This window comes from Amycolatopsis albidoflavus, from assembly GCF_039525725.1.
GTDB classification, from domain to species: Bacteria; Actinomycetota; Actinomycetes; order Mycobacteriales; family Pseudonocardiaceae; genus Amycolatopsis; species Amycolatopsis albidoflava.
Map to the genome: position 1 here is coordinate 546,853 of NZ_BAAAHV010000009.1, position 26,995 is coordinate 573,847.

15 protein-coding genes are annotated in these 26,995 nt (G+C 69.9%); 11 read left to right on the forward strand and 4 right to left on the reverse strand.

Annotation, left to right across the window (positions count from 1 at the left end; all coding sequences use genetic code 11):
- Positions 1 to 5 precede the first annotated feature (5 nt).
- The 4 genes from ABD156_RS14430 (at position 6) to ABD156_RS14445 (ending at position 12,986) form a co-directional block, all read left to right on the forward strand.
- Entirely contained in the window at positions 6 to 10,409 is a 10,404-nt protein-coding gene (locus ABD156_RS14430; protein ID WP_377927049.1) for an SDR family NAD(P)-dependent oxidoreductase, read from the forward strand.
- A 104-nt stretch (positions 10,410 to 10,513) separates the two neighbouring features.
- A complete protein-coding gene (locus tag ABD156_RS14435) occupies positions 10,514 to 11,437 on the forward strand; it encodes an ATP-binding cassette domain-containing protein (RefSeq protein ID WP_344272130.1) in 924 nt (307 codons plus the stop codon).
- Positions 11,437 to 12,264: an ABC transporter permease gene (locus tag ABD156_RS14440; RefSeq protein WP_344272133.1), complete on the forward strand. Its 828-nt coding sequence runs from the start codon at positions 11,437 to 11,439 to the stop codon at positions 12,262 to 12,264. Before ABD156_RS14435 ends, ABD156_RS14440 begins: the two co-directional genes overlap by 1 nt.
- Before the next feature lie 149 nt (positions 12,265 to 12,413).
- Complete coding sequence (locus ABD156_RS14445; RefSeq protein ID WP_344272136.1) at positions 12,414 to 12,986, forward strand: hypothetical protein; 573 nt, start codon at positions 12,414 to 12,416, stop codon at positions 12,984 to 12,986.
- 101 nt (positions 12,987 to 13,087) lie between these two features.
- On the opposite strand, the gene ABD156_RS14450 is transcribed toward ABD156_RS14445, so the two are convergent.
- Positions 13,088 to 13,522 carry a hypothetical protein gene (locus tag ABD156_RS14450; RefSeq protein WP_344272139.1) on the reverse strand — a complete coding sequence of 145 codons (435 nt, stop codon included), beginning with the start codon at positions 13,520 to 13,522 and terminating at the stop codon, positions 13,088 to 13,090.
- A 359-nt stretch (positions 13,523 to 13,881) separates the two neighbouring features.
- Positions 13,882 to 14,649, reverse strand: coding sequence for an AfsR/SARP family transcriptional regulator (locus tag ABD156_RS14455; RefSeq protein ID WP_344272141.1), 768 nt, complete (start codon positions 14,647 to 14,649; stop codon positions 13,882 to 13,884).
- 274 nt (positions 14,650 to 14,923) lie between these two features.
- On the opposite strand from ABD156_RS14455, the gene ABD156_RS14460 reads away from it, so the two are divergent.
- On the forward strand, positions 14,924 to 15,538 hold the full coding sequence (locus tag ABD156_RS14460; RefSeq protein WP_344272143.1) for a ScbR family autoregulator-binding transcription factor: 615 nt from the start codon (positions 14,924 to 14,926) through the stop codon (positions 15,536 to 15,538).
- Positions 15,539 to 15,977: 439 nt separating this feature from the next.
- Here the strand turns inward: ABD156_RS14460 and ABD156_RS14465 are convergent, their stop codons facing one another.
- A complete protein-coding gene (locus tag ABD156_RS14465; RefSeq protein ID WP_344272145.1) occupies positions 15,978 to 16,601 on the reverse strand; it encodes a ScbR family autoregulator-binding transcription factor in 624 nt (207 codons plus the stop codon).
- A gap of 181 nt (positions 16,602 to 16,782) precedes the next feature.
- Between ABD156_RS14465 and ABD156_RS14470 the strand changes: the two genes are divergently transcribed.
- The 4 genes from ABD156_RS14470 to ABD156_RS14485 all read left to right on the forward strand — a co-directional run bounded on the left by ABD156_RS14470 (position 16,783) and on the right by ABD156_RS14485 (position 20,715).
- Positions 16,783 to 17,751 (forward strand): ScbA/BarX family gamma-butyrolactone biosynthesis protein, encoded by a 969-nt coding sequence (locus ABD156_RS14470; RefSeq protein ID WP_344272148.1) that lies wholly within the window; start codon positions 16,783 to 16,785, stop codon positions 17,749 to 17,751.
- Entirely contained in the window at positions 17,748 to 18,713 is a 966-nt protein-coding gene (locus tag ABD156_RS14475) for an NAD-dependent epimerase/dehydratase family protein (protein WP_344272151.1), read from the forward strand. Before ABD156_RS14470 ends, ABD156_RS14475 begins: the two co-directional genes overlap by 4 nt.
- Positions 18,714 to 18,867: 154 nt before the next feature.
- Positions 18,868 to 19,776 carry a ribonuclease Z gene (locus ABD156_RS14480; RefSeq protein ID WP_344272154.1) on the forward strand — a complete coding sequence of 303 codons (909 nt, stop codon included), beginning with the start codon at positions 18,868 to 18,870 and terminating at the stop codon, positions 19,774 to 19,776.
- Positions 19,777 to 19,875: 99 nt separating this feature from the next.
- Complete coding sequence (locus ABD156_RS14485; protein WP_344272157.1) at positions 19,876 to 20,715, forward strand: phosphotransferase family protein; 840 nt, start codon at positions 19,876 to 19,878, stop codon at positions 20,713 to 20,715.
- A 180-nt stretch (positions 20,716 to 20,895) separates the two neighbouring features.
- Here ABD156_RS14485 and ABD156_RS14490 read toward each other — a convergent pair whose 3' ends face one another.
- Positions 20,896 to 21,435 carry a GNAT family N-acetyltransferase gene (locus ABD156_RS14490; protein WP_344272160.1) on the reverse strand — a complete coding sequence of 180 codons (540 nt, stop codon included), beginning with the start codon at positions 21,433 to 21,435 and terminating at the stop codon, positions 20,896 to 20,898.
- A 301-nt stretch (positions 21,436 to 21,736) separates the two neighbouring features.
- On the opposite strand from ABD156_RS14490, the gene ABD156_RS14495 reads away from it, so the two are divergent.
- Positions 21,737 to 22,696 (forward strand): alpha/beta hydrolase, encoded by a 960-nt coding sequence (locus ABD156_RS14495; RefSeq protein ID WP_377927077.1) that lies wholly within the window; start codon positions 21,737 to 21,739, stop codon positions 22,694 to 22,696.
- A 918-nt stretch (positions 22,697 to 23,614) separates the two neighbouring features.
- Positions 23,615 to 26,965, forward strand: a complete 3,351-nt coding sequence (locus tag ABD156_RS14500; protein WP_344272166.1) for a TM0106 family RecB-like putative nuclease — start codon at positions 23,615 to 23,617, stop codon at positions 26,963 to 26,965.
- Positions 26,966 to 26,995 lie beyond the last annotated feature (30 nt).

Here is a 26,995-nt window from a genome sequence, read left to right on the forward strand (position 1 = left end):
CGCCCTTGATTCTGCGACAAGAGGTTCTCCAGATGTCTGACGAAGCCAGGACCGACGAAACCAAGCTGGTCGACTACCTGAAGCGGGTCACCGCCAACCTGCAGGAGACGCGGGCGCGGCTGCGCGCGGTCGAGGCCGCGGAATCCGAGCCGATCGCGATCGTCGCGATGGGCTGCCGCTACCCGGGCGGCGTCCGGTCCGCCGACGACCTGTGGGAGCTGGTCGCCAACGGCCGCGACGCGATCGGGGAGTTCCCCGCCGACCGCGGCTGGGCGCTGGACCGGTTGTTCGACGCCGACCCGGACAGCCCCGGCACGAGCTACGTCTCCGAAGGCGGGTTCGTCCACGACGCGGGCCAGTTCGACGCGCCGTTCTTCGGCATCTCGCCGCGCGAGGCCCTGGCGATGGATCCGCAGCAGCGGATCGTGCTGGAGCTGGCGTGGGAGACCTTCGAGCGGGCCGGCATCGCGCCGCACTCGCTGGCGAAACAGCAGGTCGGCGTGTTCGTCGGCAGCGGCGGGCAGGACTACTACGACGAGCTGCCGCCGTCCGTGCTCGCGGGCGAGGTCGAGGACTACCTGAGCACCGGCAACGCCGGCTCGGTCATCTCCGGCCGGATCGCCTACGCGCTCGGGCTGGAAGGCCCGGCCGTCACGATCGACTCCGCGTGCTCGTCTTCGCTGGTCGCGCTGCACCTGGCGGTCCAGTCGCTGCGCCAGCGGGACTGCTCGCTCGCGCTGGCGGGCGGCGTGATGATCATGTCGCGCCCGGGACCGTTCCTCGCGTTCAGCCGTCAGCGCGGTCTTGCGGCGGACGGTCGGTGCAAGGCGTTCTCCGACAGCGCGGACGGCACCGGTTGGGCCGAGGGCGCGGGAACCCTGCTGCTGGAACGGCTTTCCGACGCCCAGCGCAACGGACACCCGGTGCTCGCGGTCGTGCGCGGCTCGGCGGTGAACTCCGACGGCGCGTCCAACGGCCTCACCGCGCCGAACGGTCCTTCGCAGCAGCGGGTGATCCGGCAGGCGCTCGCCAACGCCCGGCTGTCGGCGTCCGATGTGGACGCTGTCGAGGGCCACGGCACCGGTACCACGCTGGGCGATCCCATTGAGGCGCAAGCATTGCTGGCCACCTACGGCCAGGACCGTACCGAGCCGCTGTGGCTCGGGTCGATCAAGTCGAACATCGGTCACGCACAGGCGGCGGCGGGTGTCAGCGGCGTGATCAAGATGGTGCAGGCGATGCGGCACGGTCTGCTGCCTCGCACGCTGCACGTCACCGAACCGTCCACAGAGGTCGATTGGACCTCCGGCGCGGTCGAGCTGCTGCGCACCGAGCGTCCGTGGGCGACTGGGGAACGCCCACGTCGCGCGGGTGTTTCGTCGTTCGGCGTGAGCGGTACGAACGCGCACATCATCCTGGAGGAAGCGCCTGCGGTGGAGGCCGCCGTACCCGTTACGCCGAGCTGGCCGGAGGGCGTCGCGGTTCCGCTGCCGCTGGCTGGCCACGGGAGTGCGGCGCTGCGGGCGCAGGCCGAGCAGTTGGCGTCGTTCGATGTGACCCCGCTTGACCTGGGCTTTTCGCTCGCCACCTCGCGGTCGCCGCTGTCGCACCGCGCGGTCGTGCTGGCCGAGGACCCGAAGCAAGCCATCGCCGCGCTCGCGGACGGTGTCGCGACTCCGGATGTCGTCACCGGCACGCAGGTGGAAGGACTGACCGCGTTCCTGTTCTCCGGCCAAGGCGCGCAGCGGGCCGGGATGGGGGCCGCGCTGGCCGCTGCGTTCCCGGTCTTCAGCGCGGCGCTGGACGAGGTCTGCGCCGAACTGGACCAGCACCTCGACCGTCCACTCAAGACAGTCCTGTTCGAGAAACCGCGACTGATCAACCAAACCGGTTACACTCAGCCCGCGCTGTTCGCGATCGAGGTGGCGCTGTTCCGGTTGCTCGCGTCGTGGGGGATCAAGCCGGACTTCCTGCTCGGCCACTCGATCGGCGAACTCGCCGCCGCGCACGTCGCCGGAGTCTTTTCGCTGGCCGACGCCGCCACGTTGGTCGCCGCTCGGGCTCGGTTGATGCAGGCCCTCCCGTCCGGCGGTTCGATGGTGGCTCTGCAGGCGACCGAGGACGAGGTCACGCCGCATCTGACGGACGAGGTCAGCATCGCCGCGATCAACGGCCCGGATTCCGTCGTGCTTTCCGGCACCGAGGACGCCGTCGCCGCCGTGGTGGCGGAATTCTCAGCTAGGAAGTCTTCGAAGCTCAAGGTGTCGCACGCGTTCCATTCGCCGCTGATGGAACCGATGCTCGCGGAGTTCGCCGCCGTGGCCCGTGGCCTGACCTATAGCCAGCCGGAAATCCCGCTGGTCTCCACGGTCGGCCCCGATGTTGACATGTCCACTCCGGACTACTGGGTGCGCCAGGTCCGCGCCGCGGTCCGGTTCCACGACGGGGTCGGAACCCTTGCAGCACAAGGTGTCGGACGCTTCGTCGAGGTCGGTCCGGACGGCGTGCTGTCCGCGCTGGTCCGCCAGACGTCCGACGCGCTCGTGGTCCCGGTGCTCCGCAAGGACCGCGAAGAGCCGGCCGCCGCGCTCACCGCGTTGGCCGAGCTGTTCGTCAGCGGTCTGACCCCGGACTGGGCCGCGGTCTTCGCCGACCGTGGTGCCCAGCGTGTCGACCTGCCGCCGTATGCGTTCCAGCGCAAGCGGTATTGGCTCGACGCCCGCGCCAACCGTGACGAGGTCACCGCCGCCGGGCTGACGTCCGCCGGGCACCCGCTGCTCGGCGCGGCCGTCGCGCTCGCCGACACCGACGGCGTCGTCCTCACCGGCCGGCTGTCCGTCGAAACGCACCCGTGGCTGGCCGAACACCAGCTCGGCGACGCGGTCACCGTGCCCGGAACGGCGTTCCTGGAACTGGTCGTCCGCGCCGGAGACCAGGTCGGCTCCGGCCGGATCGAGGAGCTGACCCTGGGCAGCCCGCTTGTCCTGCCGGCGCGCGGCGGCATCCAGGTACAGGTCACCGTCGGAGCGGCGGGGGAGCGCGACGTCCGTTCGGTGACTGTCCACTCGCGAACCGAGGACGACGACGCCGACTGGACCCTGCACGCAACCGGCAGCGTCGCTCCGCAGTCGGCCAGCGGCGGCACTGCGCTGACCGAGTGGCCGCCCGCTGGCGCAGAGTCGGTCGCCATCGACGGTCTGTACGACGACTTCGCCGACACCGGCCTGACGTATGGCCCGCTTTTCCGTTCCCTGCAAGCAGTCTGGCAGCGCGACGGTGAGATCTTCGCCGAAGTCGCGTTGCCGGAGGACAGTGACGCTGACCGCTTCGGCCTCCACCCGGCCGCGCTCGACGCGTGCACCCACGCGCTGCGTGTCGCCGGTGGCGGTGACGGCGGTGTCGGCCGGGTTCCGTTCTGCTGGACCGGAGTTGAGCTGCACGCCACCGGTGCGTCCGCGCTGCGCGTGCGGTTCACACCGACCACAGAGGACGGTTTCACCATCGCCCTCGCCGACCCGACTGGGGCTCCGGTCGCGACGGTCGCCGAGACGGTGTTCCGCGCGTTCACCGCGCCGGTCGCCGAGCAGGCCGCGCCGCTGTACCGGATCGAATGGCAGCGTTCGGCGGACGTCGAGACCACTGTGGACACTGCCGACGTCCAGATTCTCGAGTGCGTCGGCGAATCCGGCACTGCCGCGGAGACCCACGAACTCACGCACCGTGTGCTGGCCGCGCTTCAGGCTTGGCTGGCCGACGAACACCCCTCGCAGGCCCGGCTCGTGGTGGTCACGCGCGGCGCGGTCCCGGCCGCCGGAGACGTCACCGACCTCGCCGCCTCCGCGGTCTGGGGCCTGGTCCGCTCCGCGCAGGAGGAGAATCCGGACGCGTTCGTCCTGCTCGACCTCGACGCCGAAACCACACCGGAAGCGGTGTTGCCGCAGGTCCTGGCCTCGGGCGAGGCTCAGGCAGCGGTCCGGCTCGGCACCGTCCTCGTGCCCCGGCTGGTCCGCACGACGCCGGAGCTGGAGCGGCCGTACTTCTGCCCCCACGGCACGGTGCTGGTCACCGGCGCGTCCGGCGCGCTGGGCGGAAAGCTCGCCCGGCATCTGGTCGCCGAGCACGGCGTCCGCCGATTGCTGCTGCTCAGCCGCCGGATCACGCCCGCTCTCGACCAGTTGGCCGCCGAACTGCGCGAGAGCGACGTTGACGTTCGGCTGGAGCGCTGCGACGTCGCCGACCGCGAGGCGCTGGCCGGCGTGCTGGCGTCGCTGCCGGAGGAGAACCCGCTCACCGCGGTCGTGCACGCCGCTGGCGTTCTCGACGACGGCGTGGTCACCGCGTTGACCCCGGATCGGGTCGACGCTGTGCTCGCCCCGAAGGTCGATGGCGCGCTGAACCTGCACGAACTCACCCGCGAGATCGCGCTGTCCGCGTTCGTGCTGTTCTCGTCGGTCTCCGGCGTCCTCGGCGCGCCCGGGCAGGGCAGCTACGCCGCGGCCAACGCCTACCTGGACGCCCTCGCGTCGCACCGCGTCGCGCATGGTCTGCCGGGTCTGTCGCTGGATTGGGGCCTGTGGGGCGAGGTCGGCGGCATGGGCGGCACGCTCACCGAAGAGGAGGTGCAGCGGCTCGCGGCCAGCGGCATCGTGCCACTGTCCACTGCGGAGGGTCTGGCGATGTTCGACCGCGCCATCGCCGTCCGCAAGCCGACCGCCGTCCCGGCCAAGCTCGACCTGCCGGTGCTGCGCAAGCTTGACCGGCTCCCGCGCACGCTGGAGCAGCTCGTCGGCCGCACCACGCGCCGGGTCGCCGCCGCTGCAGAGTCCTCAGTGGACTCGTTTGGCGCACGGCTGCTGGGCCTTCCGGAAGAAGACCGCCGTGACGCGGTGCTGGAACTGGTGCGCAGCCACGCCGCCACGGTGCTCGGTTACCGTGCAGCACACGAGATTGAGCCGTCGGCACAGTTCCAGTCGCTCGGCTTCGACTCGCTGACCGCGATCGAACTCCGCAACGGCCTCACCGCGGCCACCGGCCAGCGGCTGCCCGCGACGCTGATCTTCGACCACCCCACGCCGACCGCCCTCGCCGCGCACCTGCTCGACGAACTGGCGGGAACGGCGGTCGAAATCAAGACCGTGTCCACTAAGGACAACTCGGACGAGCCCATCGCGATCGTCGGCATGGCCTGTCGTCTGCCCGGCGGCGTCACCTCGCCGGAACAGCTGTGGGAACTGGTCGCCGAGGGTCGCGACGCGATCGGGGACTTCCCGGCCGACCGCGGCTGGGACATCGACGGCCTCCTCGACCCGACCGGCCGCCGTCCCGGCACCACCTACGTCGCGCGCGGCGGATTCGTCTACGACGCGGGCGATTTCGACCCGACGTTCTTCGGTGTCTCGCCGAAGGAAGCGCCGATGATCGACCCGCAGCAGCGGCTGCTGCTCGAAGCGTCCTGGGAGGCGCTGGAGCGGTCCGGCATCGACCCGGTTTCGCTCAAGGGCAGCCCGACCGGCGTCTACGCGGGCGTCCAGTACCACGACTACGTGGGTGCGAACAGCGCCGGCTCGATCGTCACCGGCCGGGTTTCCTACACCCTCGGCCTCGAAGGCCCGGCCGTGTCCGTCGACACCGCTTGCTCGTCTTCGCTGGTCGCGATGCACATGGCGGCCCAGGCGTTGCGCGGCGGCGACTGCTCGCTCGCGCTGGCCGGCGGCGTCACGGTGATGGCCACGCCGGAGACCTTTGTGGAATTTAGCCGTCAGCAGGGCCTCGCCGCCGACGGCCGCTGCAAGGTGTTCTCTGACGACGCCGACGGCACCACCTGGTCCGAAGGTGTTGGCGTGCTGGTGCTGGAGCGCCTCTCCGACGCCCGCGCCAACGGCCACCCGGTGCTGGCGGTCCTCAAGGGCAGCGCGGTGAACCAGGACGGCACGTCCAACGGCCTGACCGCGCCCAACGGTCCTGCGCAGCAGCGGGTGATCCGCGCCGCGCTGGCCGACGCCGGACTGGAACCGTCCGATGTGGACGCCGTCGAAGCACACGGCACTGGCACGAAGCTCGGCGACCCGATCGAAGTCCAGGCGCTGCTGGCCACTTACGGCACGCAGACGTCGGCGGACCGTCCGTTGTGGATCGGTTCGGTCAAGTCGAACATCGGGCACACGCAGGCCGCCGCCGGTGCGGCAGGCGTGATCAAGATGATCGAAGCGATGCGGCACGGCGAACTCCCCGCGACGTTGCACGTGGGCAAGCCGTCCAGCGAGATCGACTGGTCCACCGGCGCGGTGCGAGTGCTCGCCGAGCCGGTGAAGTGGCTGCCGAACGGCCACACCCGACGCGTCGGCGTCTCGTCCTTCGGCGTGAGCGGCACGAACGCGCACGTGATCCTGGAGGAAGGCGACCGCCGCGAGGTCACCGCCTCGACGGGTCCGGAGTACGACGGTCCGGTCGCGTGGCCAGTCTCGGGTCGCGGTGCGGCAGCGTTGCGGGCCAAGGCCGAGCAGCTGATGTCCTATGTGGACGAGGACCCGGAAGGCAGCCTCGCCGACATCGGCCTCTCGCTGGCGACTGCACGCAGTGCGTTCGACCGCCGCGCGGTGCTGATCGGCAGCCGTTCGCCGCAGTTCGTGCGCGGTCTGGCGGCCTTGGTGGACGAGGAGGACGCACGCGGCGTCGTTCGCGGCACCGCCACCGGTAGCGGCCGTACCGCGTTCCTGTTCGCCGGCCAAGGTTCGCAGCGGGCGCAGATGGGCTCGCAGCTGGCGGCGCGGTACCCGGCCTTCGCCGAGGCCTACGACGAGGTGTGCGCCGAACTCGACAAGCACCTCGACCGCCCGCTCCGCGAAGTGATCGAAAGCGGCGACGGCCTCGACGAGACCCGCTGGACCCAACCGGCGCTGTTCGCGCTGGAAGTCGCGCTGTTCCGCACGGTCCGATCCTGGGGCGTTAAGCCGGACCTGCTGGCCGGACACTCGATCGGCGAACTTGCCGCCGCACACTGCGCTGGCGTCTTCTCGCTGGCCGATGCCGCGAAGCTCGTGGTTGCCCGTGGCAAGCTGATGCAGGCCCTGCCGACCGGCGGCGCGATGGTCGCGATCGACGGGACTCCCGAAGCGGTTCGCGAAGCCGCTGGGGACACTGTGGACATTGCCGCGGTGAACGGCCCGACCGCAGTCGTCGTCTCCGGTGCCGCGGAAGCGGTCGCCGAAGTGGCGGCGAAGTTCGAGCGAACCAAGCAACTCCGCGTCTCGCACGCATTCCACTCGCGACTGATGGACTCGATGCTCGCCGAATTCCGCACTGTCGCGGAAGGACTGTCCTATTCGGAGCCGAGGACCCCGATCATCTCCACGGTCACCGGCGAGCCCGCTGATGACCTGACCTTGCCGGAGTACTGGGTGAACCAGGTCCGCGAAGGCGTGCAGTTCCGCGACGCCGTCACCCGAGCCGCCGCAGACGGCGTGACCCGCTTCCTCGAACTGGGGCCGGACACCACGCTCACCGCGATGGCCGACGCTTGCCTCGACGAGCGCCCAGACGGTCTCGTGCTCGCTTCACTGCTGCACAAGGAGCAGGACGAAGCCGTCGCCGCGCTCACCGGTGTCGCGCAACTGCATGTCAGCGGCGTCGACGTCGACTGGTCGGCGATCTACGCCCCGACCGGCGCGCACCCGGTGCCGGTGCCGACGTATCCGTTCCAGCGTCAGCGTTACTGGCTGGAGAGCACGGCCGCCGCACCGGGTCAGGAGGACCACCCGCTGCTCGGTACCGCGACGGAGTTGGCTGGCGCAGAAGGCCTGCTGTTCACCGGACGGCTGTCCGTCGGCACGCACCCGTGGCTGGCTGACCACGTCGTCGGCGGCTCGATCCTGTTCCCCGGCACCGGTTTTGTCGAGATGGCGATCCGCGCCGGTGACGAGGCCGGATGCCCGCGTCTGGACGAGCTGACGCTGGAGTACCCGTTGGTGGTGCCGGAGCGGACCGGCGTGCGCGTCCAGTTCGCGCTCGACGCGGCCGAGAACGGCATTCGCGCCTTCACTGTCCACTCGCGACCGGAGGGCGCGGCGGACGGCGTCCCATGGACCCGTCATGCCACCGGACGCCTCGCGAAGGCAGGGAAGTCGGAGAAGTTCGACCTCTCCGCTTGGCCGCCCGCCGCCGAGCAGGTGCAACTCGAGGGCACCTATGAGGAACTGGCCGCCGACGGTCTCGCGTACGGTCCCGCGTTCCGCGGCCTCGTCGCCGCCTGGAAGGGCGATGGCGAAGCTTTCGCGGAGATCCAGCTGCCCGCCACGGTGTCCGATGTGGACCGTTACGGCATCCACCCGGCCGTTCTCGACGCCGCCCTGCACACCATCGGCGTCTCCGGCGCGGTCGGCGACGAACCGGCGCTGCCGTTCGCGTGGGAAGGCGTTCGGCTGCACGCAGTCGGCGCGACGACGCTGCGGGTGCACGTGAAGCAGATCGGCTCGGGCGCGGCGGAGCTGAAGATCGCCGATGCCACCGGTGCGCCGGTCGCTTCGGTGGATTCGCTGCTGCTGCGTCCGATGTCGGCACAGCCGCAAGCCGCCGAAACCGGGGGCGCGGAGTCGCTGTTCCGCCTCGCCTGGGAGCAGACCGACCTCGACGCGGTCGCCGAGGTCACCGACTGGACCGTGGTCGGCGACGACCCGTTCGGCCTCACCGATGCCCTCGGCGCCACCGCCGCGACCAGCATCGACGACGCTTCCGGCCTGGTCGTGCTGCCCGCCACCGGCGACGACGTGCACACGGAACTGCACCGAGTCCTCGGCGAACTGCAGACGTTCCTCGCCCGTCCGGAGGGCTCGCTGCTGGTGGTCACCCGCGGCGCGGTCGCGGCCGACGCCGAGGAAAGCCCCGACCCGGTCGGAGCCGCGGTGGCCGGGCTGGTCCGTTCGGCGCAAGCCGAGCACCCGGACCGGATCACCCTGATCGACCTCGGCACCGGAACCCCTAGCGGCCGCACCCTTGCCGCAGTGTCGGCATCGGACGAACCGCAGGTCGCTCTCCGTGCCGGTGCGGTGCTGGTGCCGCGACTGCAACGCGCCGCCGACGCCGCTGCCGCGCCGGTCTGGGACTCCGAAGGCACGGTGCTGATCACCGGCGCGACCGGCGCGCTCGGCGGTTCCGTCGCCCGGCACCTGGTGACCGAACACGGCGTGCAGAACCTGCTGCTGGTCAGCCGTCGCGGTGCGGACGCACCCGGCGCGACCGAACTGCGGGACGAACTCACCGGTCTCGGCGCCGAAGTCACGCTCGCCGCCTGCGACGTGGCAGACCGCGCCGCGGTTTCCGCCCTGCTGGACGGAATCGACCTGCGCGGAGTCGTGCACGCAGCGGGTGTCCTGGACGACGGTGTCCTGACTTCCCTTACCCCGGAACGTCTCGACCACGTCCTGCGCCCGAAGGTCGACGCCGCGGCGACGCTCGACGAGCTGACCCGCGACCGCAACCTGACCGCGTTCGTCCTGTTCTCCTCGGCCGCCGGCGTGCTCGGCGCACCGGGCCAGGGCAGCTACGCCGCGGCCAACGCCTACCTCGACGCGTTGGCGGTCCGCCGCCGACGCGAGGGTCTCGCGGGCTCCTCGCTCGCCTGGGGCCTGTGGGGCGGCGGCATGGGTGCGGCACTGGAGGACGCGGACGCCCACCGCATCGGCGAAACCGGCATCACCGCGCTGTCCACAGAGGACGGTCTGCGCCTGCTGGACGCGGCAGCGGGTTCACCCGAACCGCTGCTCGTGCCGATCGCGCTGGACACCCGCGTACTGGCGTCCTCGGGCGACGACGACCTCCCGGCCGTCCTGCGCGAACTCGCCGGCACTCGCGGCAGGCGCGCGGCTCAGGACGCCGTGGAGGACACCGAATCGCTGGCGCAGAAACTCGGCGCGCTCCCGCCGGGCAAGCGGGTGCCGACCGTGCTCACCCTGGTGCGCACGCACGCGGCGACGCTGCTCGGGCACGCCGGTCCGGAGGCGGTGGAGGCGGACCGCTCGTTCAACGAGGTCGGCTTCGATTCCTTGTCCGCCACCGGGTTCCGCAACAAGCTCAGCCTCGTCACCGGACTGAAGCTGCCGGTCAGCCTGATCTTCGACTACCCGACGCCGCGGATCCTCGCCGAGCACCTGGTGACCGAGCTGGCCCCGGCCGAGACCGAGCCGGAACCGTTGTCGGACCAGGGAATCCGGGACGCGCTGTCGGCGATCCCGCTGGAACGGCTGCGTTCGGCGGGCCTGCTCGACGGGCTGCTCGAGCTGGCGGGCATTCAGATCCCGGAACAGTCCGTCGCCGACGAGGAGCTGGAATCGTCCGCAGTGGACGAGGACACGATCGACGAGCTGGACACCGACGCGTTGATCAGCATGGCGATCGGGGGTGGGGACGACGATTAGCCCACCCCTATCGGGCCCGGCCGGTATTGCCGCTCTCGCGGCCGCTGTGGCCCACTTGATCCCGACAGTTTCCCCGCTTGACCGAACCGAGGAGAGGTAACCCGATGGTCACCGGCTACGCAATCGAAGCACGGGGGCTGCGCAAGTCCTACGGCGATGTCGACGTCCTGGAGAGCGTCGACCTCAGCGTCGAGCGGGGCACGATGTTCGCGCTGCTGGGCCCCAACGGCGCCGGCAAGACCACGACGGTGCGGATCCTCAGCACCCTCCTGGAGGCCGACGGCGGCACCGTGACCGTCAACGGGCACGACGTCGCCAAGCGCACCCGCAAAGTCCGCGAGCAGATCGGCCTCACCGGACAGAACACCGCGGTCGACGAACTGCTCACCGGCCGCGAAAACCTGGAAATGATGGGGCGGCTGTTCCACCTGCCGATCGCGCGGGCGAAGGAGCGGGCCGCCGAGCTGCTCGCGCAGTTCGACCTCGAAGAAGCGGCCGGCCGTCCGGTGAAGACCTACTCCGGCGGCATGCGGCGCCGCCTCGACCTCGCGATCAGCCTGATCACGTCGCCGCCGGTGCTGTTCCTCGACGAGCCCACCACGGGTCTCGACCCGCGCAGCCGCTCGGCGATGTGGGACGCGATCCGCAAGCTGCTCGACGGCGGCACCACGGTCCTGCTCACCACGCAGTACCTCGACGAGGCCGACCAGCTCGCCGACCGGATCGCGGTCATCGACAAGGGCCGCGTCGTCGCCGAGGGCACCGCCACCGAGCTGAAGCGCCGCGTCGGCACCGAACGGCTCAAGCTGACCTTCGCGTCGGTCGCCGAAGCGGGTCGTGCGCAGCAGGTCACCGGCGGCGTGCTGCTGGACGAGACGGTCAGCGTCCCGATCGACCACCCCGGCCAGGTGCGCGCGACGCTCAACCGGGTCGCCGACGCCGGGCTCGAGCCCGCCGGGATCGAGCTGTCGGAGCCGACGCTCGACGACGTGTTCCACACCCTCACCTCAACCGCGGGAGCGAAGTGATGACCCAGACCTTGTCCAGGGAAACCGAGGGGGCGCAGATCCCCGCGGTGCCCGAAAGCGCCGGGCTGGCCTCGGTGCTGTCCGACTTCCGCGTGCTGATCGGGCGCAACGTCAAGCACATCACGCGGAACCCGGAGATGCTGCTGCAGGCGGTGTCGCTGCCGATCGTGCTGCTGCTGTTGTTCCGCTTCATGTTCGGGCCCGCGATCAACGTGCCCGGCATGGCCTACGTCGACTACCTGGTGCCCGGTCTGCTGGCCATCAGCATCGGCTTCAACTCGACGACCACGGTCGTCGGCGTCGCCGCGGACCTCACCCAGGGCCTCGTGGAACGCTTCCGCTCGATGCCGATGTTCGGCCCGGCCGTGTTGGTGGGCCACGTCGCCGCCGGGATGCTGCGCAGCCTGGTGTCGTTCGTGATCATGGTGGCGATCGGCTTCGCGATCGGCTTCCGCCCCGGCGGCAGCGCACTGGGCTGGCTCGCCGCGATCGGCCTGCTGGTTTTGTTCGCGGCAGGCGTCTTCTGGCTGGCCGTGCTGCTCGGCTCGATCTCGAAGACGGTCGAAGGTGCCGGCGGTCTCGGCATGATCCTCGTGTTCGTGCCGTACGCCTCCAGTGCCCTCGTGCCGACCCAGGCAATGCCCGGCGTGCTGCGGGTGATCGTGGACAACCAGCCGTTCACGGTCCTGATGGACGCCGTCCGCGCGCTGATGAACGGCACTCCCGCCGGCGGTACGGCGTGGCTCGCCCTCGCTTGGTGGGGCGTGATCACCGCCGCGGCCTCGTTCCTCGCGGTGCGCAAGTTCAACCGGCGCACCAAGGGCTGAACCACTTTTCACCGCTGAAGGGCGACCCGCGTGCCGCGGGTCGCCCTTCAGGCTTGCCTAGGGGAACCCGATTCCGCTAGATCCGCTTTAGATCGGTCCGGCACTCTCTGTGGAGTAGAGAGGACCACTGCGTGAAGTGAGGTGGCGACATGCCGACCCGGGTGATGGAAAAGCCGGTCGATCCCGTGGCCGCGTGGCTGGCCCCGCTGGCGGACGACCCCGCCGGCGCGGTCGCGTTCCTCTCCGAAGTAACCGACCGCGTATCGAGGTCTCACGGCCCCGGCCGAATCTTGGTCCCCGGCGGCGGCCCAGTAGCCGACGCACTGGCCGGCGAAGGCTACGAAGTCCACCTGGAACCCGGCCCCCGCTTCGACGCGGGATACCTGGGCGCGGACGTGCTTTCCCGCCTGCCAGACCAACGAGACCAGCTGCGCGCCATCGGCCGCTACAGCCGCCTCCTGCGCCCTGGCGGCGCCCTGGTGGTGCAGGGCCGCCACCCAGATCCGGCGTGCTGGACCGCAGACTCCCGCGTACGCGCGGTCGACGACGTGCGCCAAATCGTGCACCTGACCGACGCGTCGCTGCCCCTGCGTTATGTCTGGCCCGCGGAACTGGACCTGATGGCCGAACTGGCAGGCCTGGCGTTAGACAGCCGCTGGGGCGGCTGGTACGGAGAACCAGTCACGTGCGGCGGTTTCGTAGTCTCGGTCTACCGCAGCTGAGCGGTAGCTGAGGGGTGCCGTGAGGGGAACCCTGAGGGACTCAGAGTCCCTGAGGGTTCCCCTCTCGGCTTTTCCCGCAAAGAAACCGCCCATTCGCACACTCAGAAGGTTTGGGTGGTGGCCCAGGTGGCTTGGCTTTCGGGGTGGCCCAGGTCGAACGTGAAACCGGAGAGGCGCCGGTCGGCGCCCAACGAACCGGTGTAACGGCCGTGCGGTCCGTTGGTCCAGGCGATAGTGAACTGGATGGACGTGCCGTCGACCGATGCCCCGCTCTCGATGGTTCCGGCAGCCCGACCGGTGGTAGCAGACCCGTACAGCTTGCCGAGGCTGTCCTGGGTGACGTTGACTGTCGCGTTGACACCGTTGCTTTGGAAGAGGGTATAGCTGCCGCTGGCGTTGAACGCGGGTGCGGTGTGCGGGGACACGGGGCGGACCGCGGGTGCCACGGGTGCGGCCGATGCCGCCGCGGGCAGGAGAGCCAGCCCGGCGACGCTTGCCGCGATGGCCAGACTGGCCAAGCTCATTTTGTGGACCATCGAAGACTCCTGGGAGATTCACGGTGGTGAGATGAAGTGACAAGGGCCGCGCGGCGGGCACAAGCATGGCCGTGTCGACGGCGTGGCGGCCAGAGGCCGTCTCGCTGGGTGATACGAGCGTCCGGATCTGGCGGCAATCCGCGGGGCCTCCTTGCTGGCGGCGGAGGCGTGGCGGTCACGAATCCTCTGTGCCAGAAACAAGTTTTCGGCTTTCCCGCCTTGACAAGCACCCGCAGACCGTCAGCCGAATCAGGCTTCGGGCTGCCCCGTCGCAACCCGCTTTCCCGCGGCGCGCCCGCACACAAAAAAGACCCGGCCCCCCGCCGAAGCGGAAGACCGGGCCACCCCCACGACCAAGCTCAAACAGCGTCTGACATCTCCCCGACAAGAATGCTGTGATGCAGCTTCCGCAACGAGCTCCCCGGCTCAATCCCCAACTGCTGCACCAGGTTCTGCCGCGCGGACGCGAACGTCTCCAACGCCTCAGCCCGCCGATTGGACCGAGCCAGCGCGGTCATCAGGTACTCGGTGAACGTCTCCCGAAGCGTGTGCTCCTTCGCAAGTGCCGACAGTTGCCCGACAACCTCACGATGCCGCCCGATGAGCAGCTCGGTCTCCATCAACAGCTCGAGGCACCCAAGCCGGCTCTCCTCAAGCAACGTGGCATACGCCTGCACATCAGGAGAGTCGATGAACCCCCCGAACGCCGCCCCGCGCCACAGCTGAGAAGCCTCCCGCAACACCTTCGCAGCCTGACCGTAGCCACGATCCCAGTGCAACGCGCGCCCCTGCTCGTAAAGCCGGGTGAACCGATCAGCATCAAGCTCGTCGATCCCAACGTGCAGCGAATACCCCCGCGGACTGGTGACAACAGGGCTGTCTTCCGCACTCTCACCATTGCCGCGCAACAGTTTCCGCAGCTGCGACACATACACATACAACGCCGCACTCGCCCTCGCGGGCGGATGTTCGCCCCAGATCTCGCCGATCAGATGCTCAGCCGTCACGACCTGGTTGTTCTTGGCCAGCAGCACGGACAGCAAGGTCTCGATCTTGCGGGCCCGCGGGGCGCAGACGCCGGGCCGGCCGCTCACTCTGATCTGTCCGAGAATTTCGTAGTTCAGCATGACTGCCCTCCGGTGTCTCTCGCGCCGGACCCGTCCGGCGGCGCCCCCAGCGCCGCTGCCTGCCGGTCCGAGCCGGGTCCACTACTGGACCATAGCAAACCGGGAGGTCGGTTTTCAAGATAAAACCGGGAGGTTGGTCTGTTTTGATCTTGAATTCCCGGCGGGAGCCAGGTAATCGGCCGGAATCTCTGGTAAACCGGGCGGTCGGTATGTCATGATTGGGCGGTCGGGACACACGCCGTGCCGTTCCCGGCGCGAGACGATGGGGAAGACGGTGACGAAACAGGCTCGTGCGGAGCTCACCCGGCTCCTGCTGCTGGACGCCGCCGCGGCGCTGCTGCACCGCGACGGTTACGCGGCCACGAGCATGGTGGACATCGCGCGCGAAGCGGGCGTGACCAAGGGCGGCCTGTACTTCCACTTCTCGTCGAAGGACGAAATCTGCGACGAGGTGCAATCGGCGGCCGTGGCGGTCCTGCACCAGCACGTCGCGCGGGCGCGCGGGCGGCGTCCGCATCTGCGCAGGCTGGCCGACCTGAGCCGGGCGCTGATGGGCTGGCTCGCCGAGGACGCGAAGGTGGGCGCGAGCTTCCGGCTCGCCCGCGAAATGGGCTCGAACGACCCGCGGTTCGTCGCCTTCGTCCGCGCGTGGCTCGGCCAGGTGCGCGCGCACATCGCCGCCGCGCACGGGGCGGGGGAGTTGAGCCCGCACGTCCGCCCGGACATGGCGGCACTCCTGGTCGTGGTGACCTGCGTCGGCCTGGAATCGGCGGCGGCAAGCGGGACGATCCCGGCCGGCACGGACCTGGCCAGCACGCTTTCCGAGCTGTGGCGGGTGATCGAGGCGGCGCAACCAGCGGATTCGACCGCCGAGGCGACTGGCACTTGAGCTGTGCCGGGTTGTTTCCGGGACGCGTCGCCGAGGCGGGCGGCGCCTGAACTGGGCCGGGTTGATTCCGGGGACGCATCGCCCAGGCGACCGGTGCGTGGGCTAGGCCGGGTTGGTTCGAGGGACGCGTCGCCGCGGCGGCCGGGACCTGAGTTGTGCCAGGTTGATGCCAGGGGCGCGTCGCCGCGGCGACCGGTGCCTGAGTTGTGCCAGGTTGATGCCAGCGGCGCGTTGCCGAGGCGACCGACGCCCGAGTTGTGCCGGGTCGTTTTCCGGGACGCGTCACCGAGCTGACCGGCGCCTGAACTGCACGCCCGGCTGATCCCCGAGCCGCACCGCGACTGCGCCGGTTTGATTCCGGATCCCCACCGCGACTCCGCCGCAGCGACCTCAGCCTCGCAAACCGACCGTCCGGTTTCGCCCCGTACCCCAGAGCCCGCTAGTCGTCGGCGGGAAAAGTCCCGGCCGGATCGAACTTGTGCAGCCGCCGGGGCGGGACGACCGCGTTCAGGATCGTCTGCCACATGAACGTGGCCCGCTCGTGCAGGTCCGTCCGCCCGGTCAGCACCTGCGAGCTGAGCTGGGTCCCGGTGAACGACGCGACCACGTACTGCGCGAGATCGTGCGCGTTGACGTCCTTGCGCACGTCGCCCGCGGCCTTCGCGGCGAGCAGGCAGCCGTGGATGGTGTCGGTCCACTGCTTGTACGCGCCCGCGGCGGGCGTGACGAACGAGCCCTGCTCGATGACGAGCCGGATGCTGGCGCGCACGCGCACGTCTTTGCGCAGGCTGTGCCCCATGTTCTGGGTGAGGTCGATGACCGTCTGCAGCCCGGGGCTCTCGATGTCGGCCAGCGGGTCCCACACGGTGAACTGCTCGTTGATCAGCGCGTCCGCGAGTTCTTCCTTGGACTTGAAGTGGAAGTACAGCGCGCCTTTGGTGACCCCGGCCTCGGCGAGGATGTCCGACAGGCTCGCGCCTAGGAAGCCGACCGCGTCGAACCTGGACGCGGCAGCGTCGAGGATGGCATTTCGGGTCTGCTCCGCGCGTTCCTGGCGAGCCACTGTGACTCCTCTCGGGGGGATCGCGGGCCCGCTCCGGGCCACGCTGACACACCAGTCTACCTCCGCGCGGCCCGCGGAGCCAGAGAAAAAAACCGGTAGGTAGGTATGGTTTTGTCCGCCCTTTTCCGCTAAAAATGTTGTGGGGGTACTGGGGAAGTACTTTTTTTCTGGGAGGACCGACATGGTCGGTACGCTGTTAGAGGAGTCTGTCGGAAGAACCTTCATCATCGACGGCGAAAGTTCGCCGGGCGGAAGCCCGGTCGACTTCCAGCAGACGATCCCGCGCAATCTCGTGCACCGCGCGGCCGTCTCGGAAGTTTTCGTCACTGATCTGAACATCGTGGGGCAGGACCGGTTCGAGGTCGGCGCGCAGTGGCCGCGCCGGCACGGGTTCTTCGGCCCGCGCACTCCGGGATCGCACGATCCCATGCTGTACCTGGAAACATTCCGCCAAGCGATCATGCTGGTCGCGCATCGCGCGTACGGCGTCTCGCTCGGCACCGTGTTCGTCGGCGGCCGCAAGACCAGCTCTATCACCCCCGAAGGGCTGGTCACCGAGGGCAGGCCGATCGACGTGGTGCTGCGGGTGAGCGTGCAGGACGTGATCCGCCGGGGCAACAACGTCGGCGGCATGCGGTTCGAGTTCGGCTGCTTCCGCGACGGGGAGCTGATCGGCACCGCCTCGGAGACGATTCGCTGCGTGTCCCCGGCGGTCTACCGCCGGCTGCGCGGCGACCACTTCGCGGCGACGCCGTTCCAGGCCATCGCATTGCCCACGGTGGAACCGGTGCTCGTCGGCCGGGAACGCAAGGAAGACGTGCTGGTCGCCGAGACCGCGACGCCCGGCACCTGGTCCCTGCAGTTCGACCCGGACCACGCGGTCCTGTTCGACCACTCGGTGGACCACGTCCCGGGCATGGTGCTGCTGGAAGGCGCGCGCCAGGCGGCGTTGCTGACGCTCGGAGACCCGTACGCGCTGCCGTTGCGCACGGACTTCGACTTTTCCGTCTACGTCGAGTTCGACTCGGAATGCCTGCTGACGGCGGAAGAGATCGGCGTCGACGCGGACGGGTCCCGCCTGGTGCGAGTGGTGGCGGAGCAGAAGGGCCGTCCCGTGGCGAGCGGCACCCTGGCGATGCGCAGGTCATGACTGCCGGCCTGGGGGCGGACAGTACGACCGGGGAAATCCTCCTCACCGGAGCGACCGGGTTCATCGGTTCGGCGGTGCTGCGGGCGTTGCTCGCCCGCGGCGCCGCGGTGCGGGTGCTGGCGCGCGGCGAGGTGCCGGAGTGGATCACGCGATCCGGCGCGCGGGTCCACCGAGGCGACCTCGCCGGCGCGGCCGGGCTGGCCGGGGCGTGCACGGGCGTCGCGACGCTCGTGCACGCCGCGTCCCGGATCGGCGGCACCGAAGAGGAATGCGCGCAGGTCAACGATCTCGGCACGGCCCGGCTCCTCGCGGAAGCGCGGCGGGCGGGCACGCGCCGGATCGTGTACCTGAGCACCTGCGCGGTCTACCGCGACGGCGAGCATCGAGGCGCGCCCGAGGACACACTCGACCTCGGGCCCGCCTCGGCCACCAGCCGCACCAGGCTGGCCGGAGAGCAGCGGGTCCGCGCCGCGGGCGGGATCGTTCTGCGGCCGCACCTGGTGTACGGCGACGGCGACCGGTACGTGGTCCCGACGCTGGTGAAGTGGCTGCGGGCGGTGCCGGCGTGGGCTGAGGGCGGCAGGTCCCGGACTTCAGTGGTCTCGTCGTGGGATCTCGCTGCCGTGCTCAGCGCGTTCGCGCTGGACCCGGCATTGGGCCGCCCCGGCGAGGTGTTCCACGTGGCCGACCCGGAACCGGTGCGGATGCGCGAGCTGCTCGAAGCCGTCTGCACCCTGCTTGACCTGCCCGTTCCCGACCACGACCGGCCCCTCGCCGAGCATCGGGCGGGCACGCCGTGGCTCAGCGGGCACCAGTGGTCGCTGCTCACGAAGGACCATTGGTATGCCAGCGAAAAGGTCTGGGATCTCACCGGAGTCTCCCCTGGACCGGGGCTCGGCGTCCGAATGGCTCAGTCCCGGAAGTGGTATCGGGAAACACTGGCAATTCCCGAAGCCGGGTGAAGATCGAATTCGCGGAAAGTGATCGAACGAATTCAAACGGCAATTATTCGCGGCGCGCGGCCGTCCGGGGAATTTCATCCCGGACGGCCGCCGCTGTTTCCGCGGAGTTCATTTCGGTGGCGTCCGGCCCCGGCGTGGCGCGAAGATGATCGTCATGTCCCGACGCGAGCTAGTGGTGCTCGGCTCGGCGAGCCAGACGCCGACCCGGCACCGCAACCACAACGGCTACCTGCTGCGCTTCGACGCCGACGGCATCCTCTTCGATCCGGGCGAAGGCACCCAGCGGCAGATGATGTACGCCGGCGCGACGGCGAGCGAACTCACCCACCTCTGCGTCACCCACTTCCACGGCGACCACAGCCTCGGCCTGGCCGGCATCATCCAACGGCTCTCGCTGGACGGCGTCGCGCATCCCGTCCGCTGCCACTACCCAGCGTCCGGCCAGGAGTACTTCGACCGGCTGCGGCACTCGACGTCGTTCCACGAACGCGCCGAGCTGGTCCCGCTGCCGATCTCCGCCCCTGGCCCGCTCGGCGGTGCCCTGTCGGCGTACCCGCTGGAACACCGCATCGACTGCTTCGGCTACCGCTACACCGAACCGGACGGGATCCGGATGCTGCCGGACGCGCTCGCCGCGGCAGGCGTCCAAGGCCCAGCGATACGAAAACTCCAGGCCGACGGGGTGTATGCGACAGCGGACGGCGTGGTCCGGCTGGAAGACGTGAGCGTGCCGCGCCGGGGGCAGGTGGTCGCGTTCGTGATGGACACGCGCCTGTGCGCGGGCGCGTTCGCCTGCGCGCGAGACGCGGACCTGCTGATCGCCGAATCGACCTTCCGCGCCGACGACGCCGAGTTGGCCTACCGCTACGGCCACCTGACCAGCACCGACGCCGGTCGGCTGGCTGCGGAGTCGGGTGCCCGGGAGTTGCTGCTGACGCACTTCTCGCAGCGCTACCCGTACGAGGAGGCGGACCGGTTCCGCGACGAGGCAGCGAAGGTGTTCGACGGGGAGATCCACGTGGCCCGGGATTTGGACGTGGTGCCGTTGCCTCCGCGGCGGTGAGGCACCTTCGCGAGGTTGCGGCAGCTTTGCGAAGGTGCCTTCGCGCCCTAGAGCACCTCCGCGACGGCGATGCGCGACCATGTCCGGCAAACTCGCGGGATGCGTCAACCGGTCCCCACTGACCTGCTCGAAATCGCCGAAGCACTCGTCCCCGGTCCCGCGGTCGGCTCCGCCCGGCTAGCCGCTCAGGGAAACATGCACCACGTCGTGCTGCTGCCCGGCGTCGCGGCCGTGCGGATCAGCAAACGCCCCGACGCCGCAGCCGAGCTACCGCGCCGAGCCGAGATCCTCCGCGCCGTCGCGGCAGTCGGACTGCCTTTCGCCGTGCCAGAGCCGCTGACCCCAGTGACCACGTTCGGCGACCGCGCGGCCGTCGCGGTCTCCTGGATCGACGGCGAGGGCTTGCCAGAAGGCGTCGGCGACCCAGCAGCGTTCGGCCCGCTGTTGACGGCACTGCGCGAGGTTGAGATCTCACCGCGGCTCGCGGACGTCCTCCACCGCCCGCGCCGATCTGCCAACGGCCTGGGCTGGGCGGAAATCCTGCACGACGTGATCCCGCGCCTGCCGGAAAAGTGGCAACCCGGAGTCCAGCAACGCTTGGACACACTGCTGGCTCTTGAAGAGACCCCCGCCAGACTCGTCCACGGCGACCTCGGCGGCAGCAACGTCCACTTCGACCCGAACGGCAAACTGACCGGCGTCCTCGACTGGGACCTGGCGACCTTGGCCGACCCGGCCATCGACGCGGCATTGGTCGCGACCTGGCACGGCTGGGACGTCCTCCGCGCGGCCACCGACGAGGAGACCTGCCGGCGCGCCCAGGCCTGGAACGATCCGATCGGCGTCGAGCACCTGCACGCGATCTTCGCAGGCAAACCCTTGTCGAGCGTCGACGGCTTCGTCCGAGCCATCGTCGCCTGGCTGGAGGCCCGCGGCTAGCAGCCTGCCGGAATTTCGGCGTTCGAGGCAGGGACCGAGCCTTCAACGAGGGACGGCGCGTCGGGTTCCTGCGCGGGGGATGGGCGGCCACGAAACCCCTGAAACCCCTGCCACTTACCAGCGAGTCCGTTTGCTTGTTCGGCCGACGGAAGTGCGACCGGCCCGCCGCCCCGCTGGCAGTCAGTCTCCTGAGATGCGCACGTGCCGGTGCCCGCTGACCGGAAAGTCCGGCGGTGCGGGCGGCAACAGTCCGTCGAGGACGTAGCCGCACTTCTCCGCGACCCGGCAGGAAGCCAGGTTGTCCTCGGCATGAAGCAAGTCCAGGCGGCTCAACGGGACGATCCGCTGCGCGCCGAGCGCCCACCGCGACGCGGTTTCCAACGCCCGGGCAGCAACGCCACGACCCCGGGCCTGGGCGGCAGTCCAGTAGCCGACCTCGGCCGTCCCCGCGTCCCGGACCTTCACGACGACGTGCCCGAGCGGCGTGTCGTCGTCGGCTACCACCGCGAAGCTGAACTGTGTTGCGGACTCCCAGCCGGACGCCTGTGCGTCCAGCCACCGCCGGGCATCGCCGTCGCCGGTGAGAGGGGACGTCAACCGGCGGCGTAACAGCGGATCGCGATGCGCGACGACCAGCGCCCGCCGATCCTCCGACCGCCATGGCCGCAGCTGTAGGGCTCTCGCGGACTCGGTTCGGGGTATGGAGAGGACGACCGTCACGACCGCCCATTCTGCACCCGCCGAGACTCGCCCCCGGTCCGGAGTCCGCTCAAAGTCCTTGCCCGGCACCGGCTTCGACCGCGCCCCGCAGGAAATTCGGCACAGGATGCCCCCGCAGTCGGGTAAACTGGCGGCATGCTCATCGAGGTGGACAGAGACTAGCCGCCGGGTTCTCGGCGGCGTACTGGCCGACGCGTGCCCTGGCAGTAGCTCTTTCCCACCAACCTCCTCCTCTCGCGCTGCGCCGCGCGCCGTCGGGGCGAGGGATCGATGACGTCCAGGAGCACTCATGACGCAGGAAATGCCGCGTCCCGCCTTCGATCCAGAACTGGCCACAGTCCTGCCGACCCTCGACGGCTGCGTGCCAGTCGGCATGACACCGGACCAGTTGCGGTACTACCGGAGCCTCCCTTTCCCCACCATCGAAGAACAAATCGGCGACCGCCCGGTCCGCTGCACGCACCACACGATCCCCGGTTACGACGGCGCGGAGATCGAAGTCTCCGTCCTTTCGCAGGTGAACCACGAGACCCCGGGCGTCGGCATCTACCACCTCCACGGCGGCGGAATGGTCATGGGAGACCGCTTCGCCGCAGCGGGCCCGCTGATCGACTGGGTGCTGAAGTACGACGCAGTCGCCGTCACCGCCGAATACCGGCTGGCCCCGGAACATCCCGACCCGACACCCGTCGAGGACTGCTACGCGGGCTTGCGATGGATGGCCGCCAACGCGGACGCCCTACGCTTCGCCCCCGACCGCCTGGTCATGTTCGGCGGCAGCGGCGGAGGAGGACTAGCCGCCGGAACCGCGCTGCTGGCCCGCGACCGCAACGGCCCGACGCTGCTCGGCCTGCTGCTGCAATGCCCGATGATCGACGACCGCAACGAGACAGTGTCGGCTCACCAGTACGACGGCGTCGGCGTCTGGGACCGGACCAGCAACCTGACCGCGTGGACCGCAGTCCTAGGCGACCGCCGAGGTACCGCCGACGTCTCGCCCTACGCAGCCGCCGCACGCGCAACCGACCTGAGCGGCCTCCCACCAACCTTCATCGACGTCGGCGCGGCGGAGGTCTTCCGAGACGAAGACGTAGCCTTCGCAACCTCAATCTGGGCCTCCGGAGGCGACGCCGAACTCCACGTCTGGGGCGGCGCATTCCACGGCTTCCATGACCTAGCACCACAATCCGCCCCGGCCGAAGCATGCATCGCGGCGCGCGAGTCGTGGCTCGAGCGATTGCTCAACCGCCCAACGCCGTAGCGGGACGGCGCCACCCTGCCGAGGCCCTCGGGGTGGCGCGCACGTCTCGGAACGGCATGATCGACAACGCTGTGATCCTGCGGGTGCCGCGAGCTCGCGCCGAGTCCCGTGTGGGCCGGATGGCTGCGGCCCTGCGGGTGCCGCGCGACCTTGCATCGAGACCCGTGTTGCCGTAAGGCCGGGCCTCACGGGTGCCACGAGTTCGCGCCGAGTCCTTTGTAGGCCGGAACGTCGCGACCTTGCGGGTGCCGCGACCTGGGACCGCGACCGGTGCTGGCCGTGAGGCCGCGATCCTGCGGGTGCCGCGAGCTCGCGCCGAGCTCCGTGGTGGTCGTGAGGCCGCAGTCCTGCGCATGCCACGATCCCCACCGAGACCCGCGCTGGCCGAGGCACGCGTCGTCGCCCGCGAGCCTGGTGCAGCGATCGCTTGGCCGTTCCGCATTGCCGTTCCGCGTCGTAGCGAATCGTGCGCCGCCTGCCGAGGTCGCCGAGGCGGTGCGCACTCCGCCGAACGACCTGACCGGCAACCCGCCAGCCCGCAGATCACCAAGACCCACTCAGCACAGACTCCAACCCAAAGCCACCTCCGACTAACCGCACCACGTCAGGTCGACCGGTTCATCTCAGCGGAACCGCACCGCATCAGGCCAGCCGCGCCACGTCGGGCCAACCGCGCCACATGAGGCCAGCCGCGCCACCTCAGGCCGACCGCTCCACCTCAGCGCAACCGCACCACCAACTCGCCACCAACCCCTCTCACCTCCGCACAACCTTTGCCCCAGCACTCACCTCCACCCTCCTCAACTCCCGCTCCCTGACCACCCCAAGATCATCCCACCCACCACCGACAATTCCGGGCGGCGTGTCGCCACCCCGCCTCGCAAGGGGCCACGACCGCCCGTGACAGACTGCCGGGCGATGTACACGCCGTCTGATCTCGCTGACCTGCTCGAATGCGAGCACCGGAGCATCCTCAAGCAGGCGCTGGCGGCGGGGATACCCGGCGCGCCGCGGCCCAGTTCCGCACCCGATCGGCTGGCGGTGAAGCACGGGCGCGCGCACGAGGCGGCCACGCTCAGCCGGTTGCGCGGCGAGCGGGCGCAGGTCGTCGAGATCGAGGAGCACGATCCGGTCGTCGCGGCGAAGGCCACCGAGGAGGCGCTGCGCGCGGGCGCGCCGGTCGTCTACCAGGCGGTGTTCCACGACGGCGAGTTCTCCGGCCGCGCCGATTTCCTCCTGCGCGACGACCAGGGCCGCTACGAGGTTTACGACACGAAGCTCGCCCGGCACGCCAAGCCGTCCGCGGTCGTGCAGCTCACCGCGTACGCCGACGCTCTGCGCCGCGGCGGCTGGCCCACCGGCCCGGAGATGCACCTGCTGCTCGGCGACGGCAGCACGCGCAGCCTCCGCGTCGACGACTTCCTCCCGCTCGTGGACCGGCTCCGCGACCGGTTGCAGGACCGTCCGCCGCAGTTGCCGGACCGGGTTTGGGCCGACGAGCGCCCGGCGTGCACTGGGTGCGCCTTCGCCGACCACTGCTCGTCCGCGCGCGAGGCCGACCGGGATCTGTCGCTCGTCGCCGGGATGCGCAGCGAGCAGCGGCGCAAGCTGGTGACCGCCGGGCTCGGCACCATCGACGCGCTCGCCGGCTCCGAACCCGCCGACCGTCCGCGCGACATGTCCGAGGGCACGTTCGCCTCGTTGCGCGCGCAGGCCGCGATCCAGGTGCGCCAGGACGAAACCGGCGAGCTGGCCTACGAAATCATCGCCCCGGACGCGCTCGCCGAACTGCCCGAAGCCAGCCCCGGCGACGTCTTCTTCGACATGGAAGGCGACCCGTACGCACTGGCCGGCACCGGCCTGGAGTACCTCTTCGGCGCGGTCACCCCGGACGAGCGCTTCACCCCGTTCTGGGCACACTCGCGCGCGCAGGAGAAACGAGCGTTCGAGGAGTTCATCGACTTCGCCACCGCACGGCTCGCGGAACACCCCGACGCGCACGTCTACCACTACGCGCCGTACGAGGTCACGGCGATCAAGCGGCTCGCCGCCGTCCACGGCACGCGGGAGGAAGCCGTGGACGAGCTGCTGCGCAGCGGTGCGATGATCGACCTGTATGCCGTGGTACGCAAGGCTTTGCGGGTAGGACAGCGGTCGTATTCGATCAAGTATTTAGAACCACTGTACATGCCGGAAGCCCGCGACGGCGAGGTAAAAACGGCAGCCTCGAGCATCGAGGCGTACGAGGACTACCTGACGCTCTCCTCCGCCGGAAACACCGAGCAGGCCGACGAAATCCTGCGCGGCATCGCGGACTACAACGAGTACGACTGCGTCTCCACCTTGCGCCTGCACGAATTCCTCCACCGCTTGCGCGCCGACGCCGGAATCGAGCTAGCCGAGTCGGACCCCGAGTCCGAAGTGGACGCTCTGCTCCGCCGCACCGAAGAAGAGGAAGCCGCCCAGCGCCGAGCCGAACGTGCCGCCGTTATGGCCGCGTTGGTCGACCCGCTCCTGGACGGCCTCCCTGAGGACCCCGCGGATTTCACCCCCGACGACCACGCCCGCGCGCTGCTGGCGGCGTCCGTCGGCTATCACCGGCGCGAGACGAACCCGGCGTGGTGGGAGTTCTTCCGGCAGCTGGCCGCCCCGCTCAGCGACCTCGAAGTGGACACGACCTGCGCGGTCCCGGTGTCGGTGACCGCGGGCGAGTGGGTGCCGCCGTCCGGCCGGTTGCGCACCGCGAAACGCACGCTGGCCGTGCGGTGCGACCCGGACCGCCCGCATCCGTTCGCGCCCGGCGACGACGTGCGATTGCGTTACGGCCCCGATGCTCGCGACGCGAAAGTCGTGTCCGCGACGGCCGTCGAAGTGACCCTGGAGGAGAGCAGCGCCCCGGACCGGACGTCGAACGATCTTCCCGCGGCCGTCCTGCCGGGCAGCCCCGTCCGTCCGTCGCCGAAGGACGAGGCCGTCGCCGATCTTGCCCGGCTGGTCGGGGAAACCCTGCCTGCGTTGCCGTCACACCCCGGCGTCGACCTGCTGCGCCGCATCCCCCGGTTGCGTGGCGGTTTGCCCGAACCGGGGGAAGATCTGGTCGCCACCGTGATCACCGCGGTCGACCAGCTCGACGGTTCCGTGCTCGCCGTCCAGGGCCCGCCCGGGGCCGGAAAGACTTATCTGGCCGGGAAACTCATCGCGCATCTGGTGCGCTCGGGCCGGACTGTCGGCGTCACGTCGAACAGTCACAAGGCAGTCGAGAACGTGCTCTCGGCGGCCATGGAGAACGCGCCGGAGATGGCCTGCGCCAAGCGTGCGAAGCGAACGCCGGACACGTCATTGCCTTGGGAACAACCGAAAAACAACAACGCGCTGGTACGGTGGCGTGAAGAACACGACACCGGTCACCTGGTCGGCGGCACGGCGTGGACCTTCGCCAACGCCGCCGTGCGCGAAGAACCCTTCGACGTCCTGGTGATCGACGAAGCCGGCCAGTTCGCCCTCGCGGACGCGCTGGCGGTGTCGATGTGCGCGAAAAACGTGGTGCTGCTGGGGGATCCGCAGCAGCTGCCGCAGGTGGTGCAGGGCACGCACCCGGCAGGTGCGGAGGCGTCCGCGCTGGGGCACCTGATCGGCGACGCGGACATCATCCCGCCGGAACTGGGATATTTCCTCGACCTGACCCGTCGCATGCATCCCGCGGTGTGCGCGCCGGTTTCGAATCTGTCGTATGCCGGTTTGCTGCACTCGCATCCGAGCGCGGAACGCTCGATCGACGGCTTCCCGTCGGGTCTCTATCTGGCGACGGTCGAGCACAGCGGGAATACGACGCGTTCGGTGGAAGAAGCCGCGGAAGTGGTCTCGGTGATCAAGTCGCTGCACGGCCGTTCGTGGGAGGGCCGGCCGCTTGCTGACGCCGATTTCCTTGTCGTGGCCCCGTATAACTTGCAGGCACGGGTCGTGACGCGGGCCTTGTCCGACGCTGGTTTCGGCGACGTCCGAGTCGGCACGGTGGACCGGTTCCAGGGGCAAGAAGCACCCGTTGTGGTGACCACCATGACGTCCTCGTCGGCGGTAGACTTGCCACGAGGCCTTGATTTCTTGTTGTCCCGCAACCGGTTGAATGTCGCTCTCTCCCGCGCGCAGTCCGTCGCGGTTCTGGTGTGCTCCCCGAAGCTGCTCGAGGCGGACATCAGAACGGTGGACCAGATGCGGCTGGTCTCCGGGATGCTCGGGTTGCTGCGGGATGCCCGCGAGTGGATCGACTGACCCGCGTCGACTAACCCGCGTCGACTGACC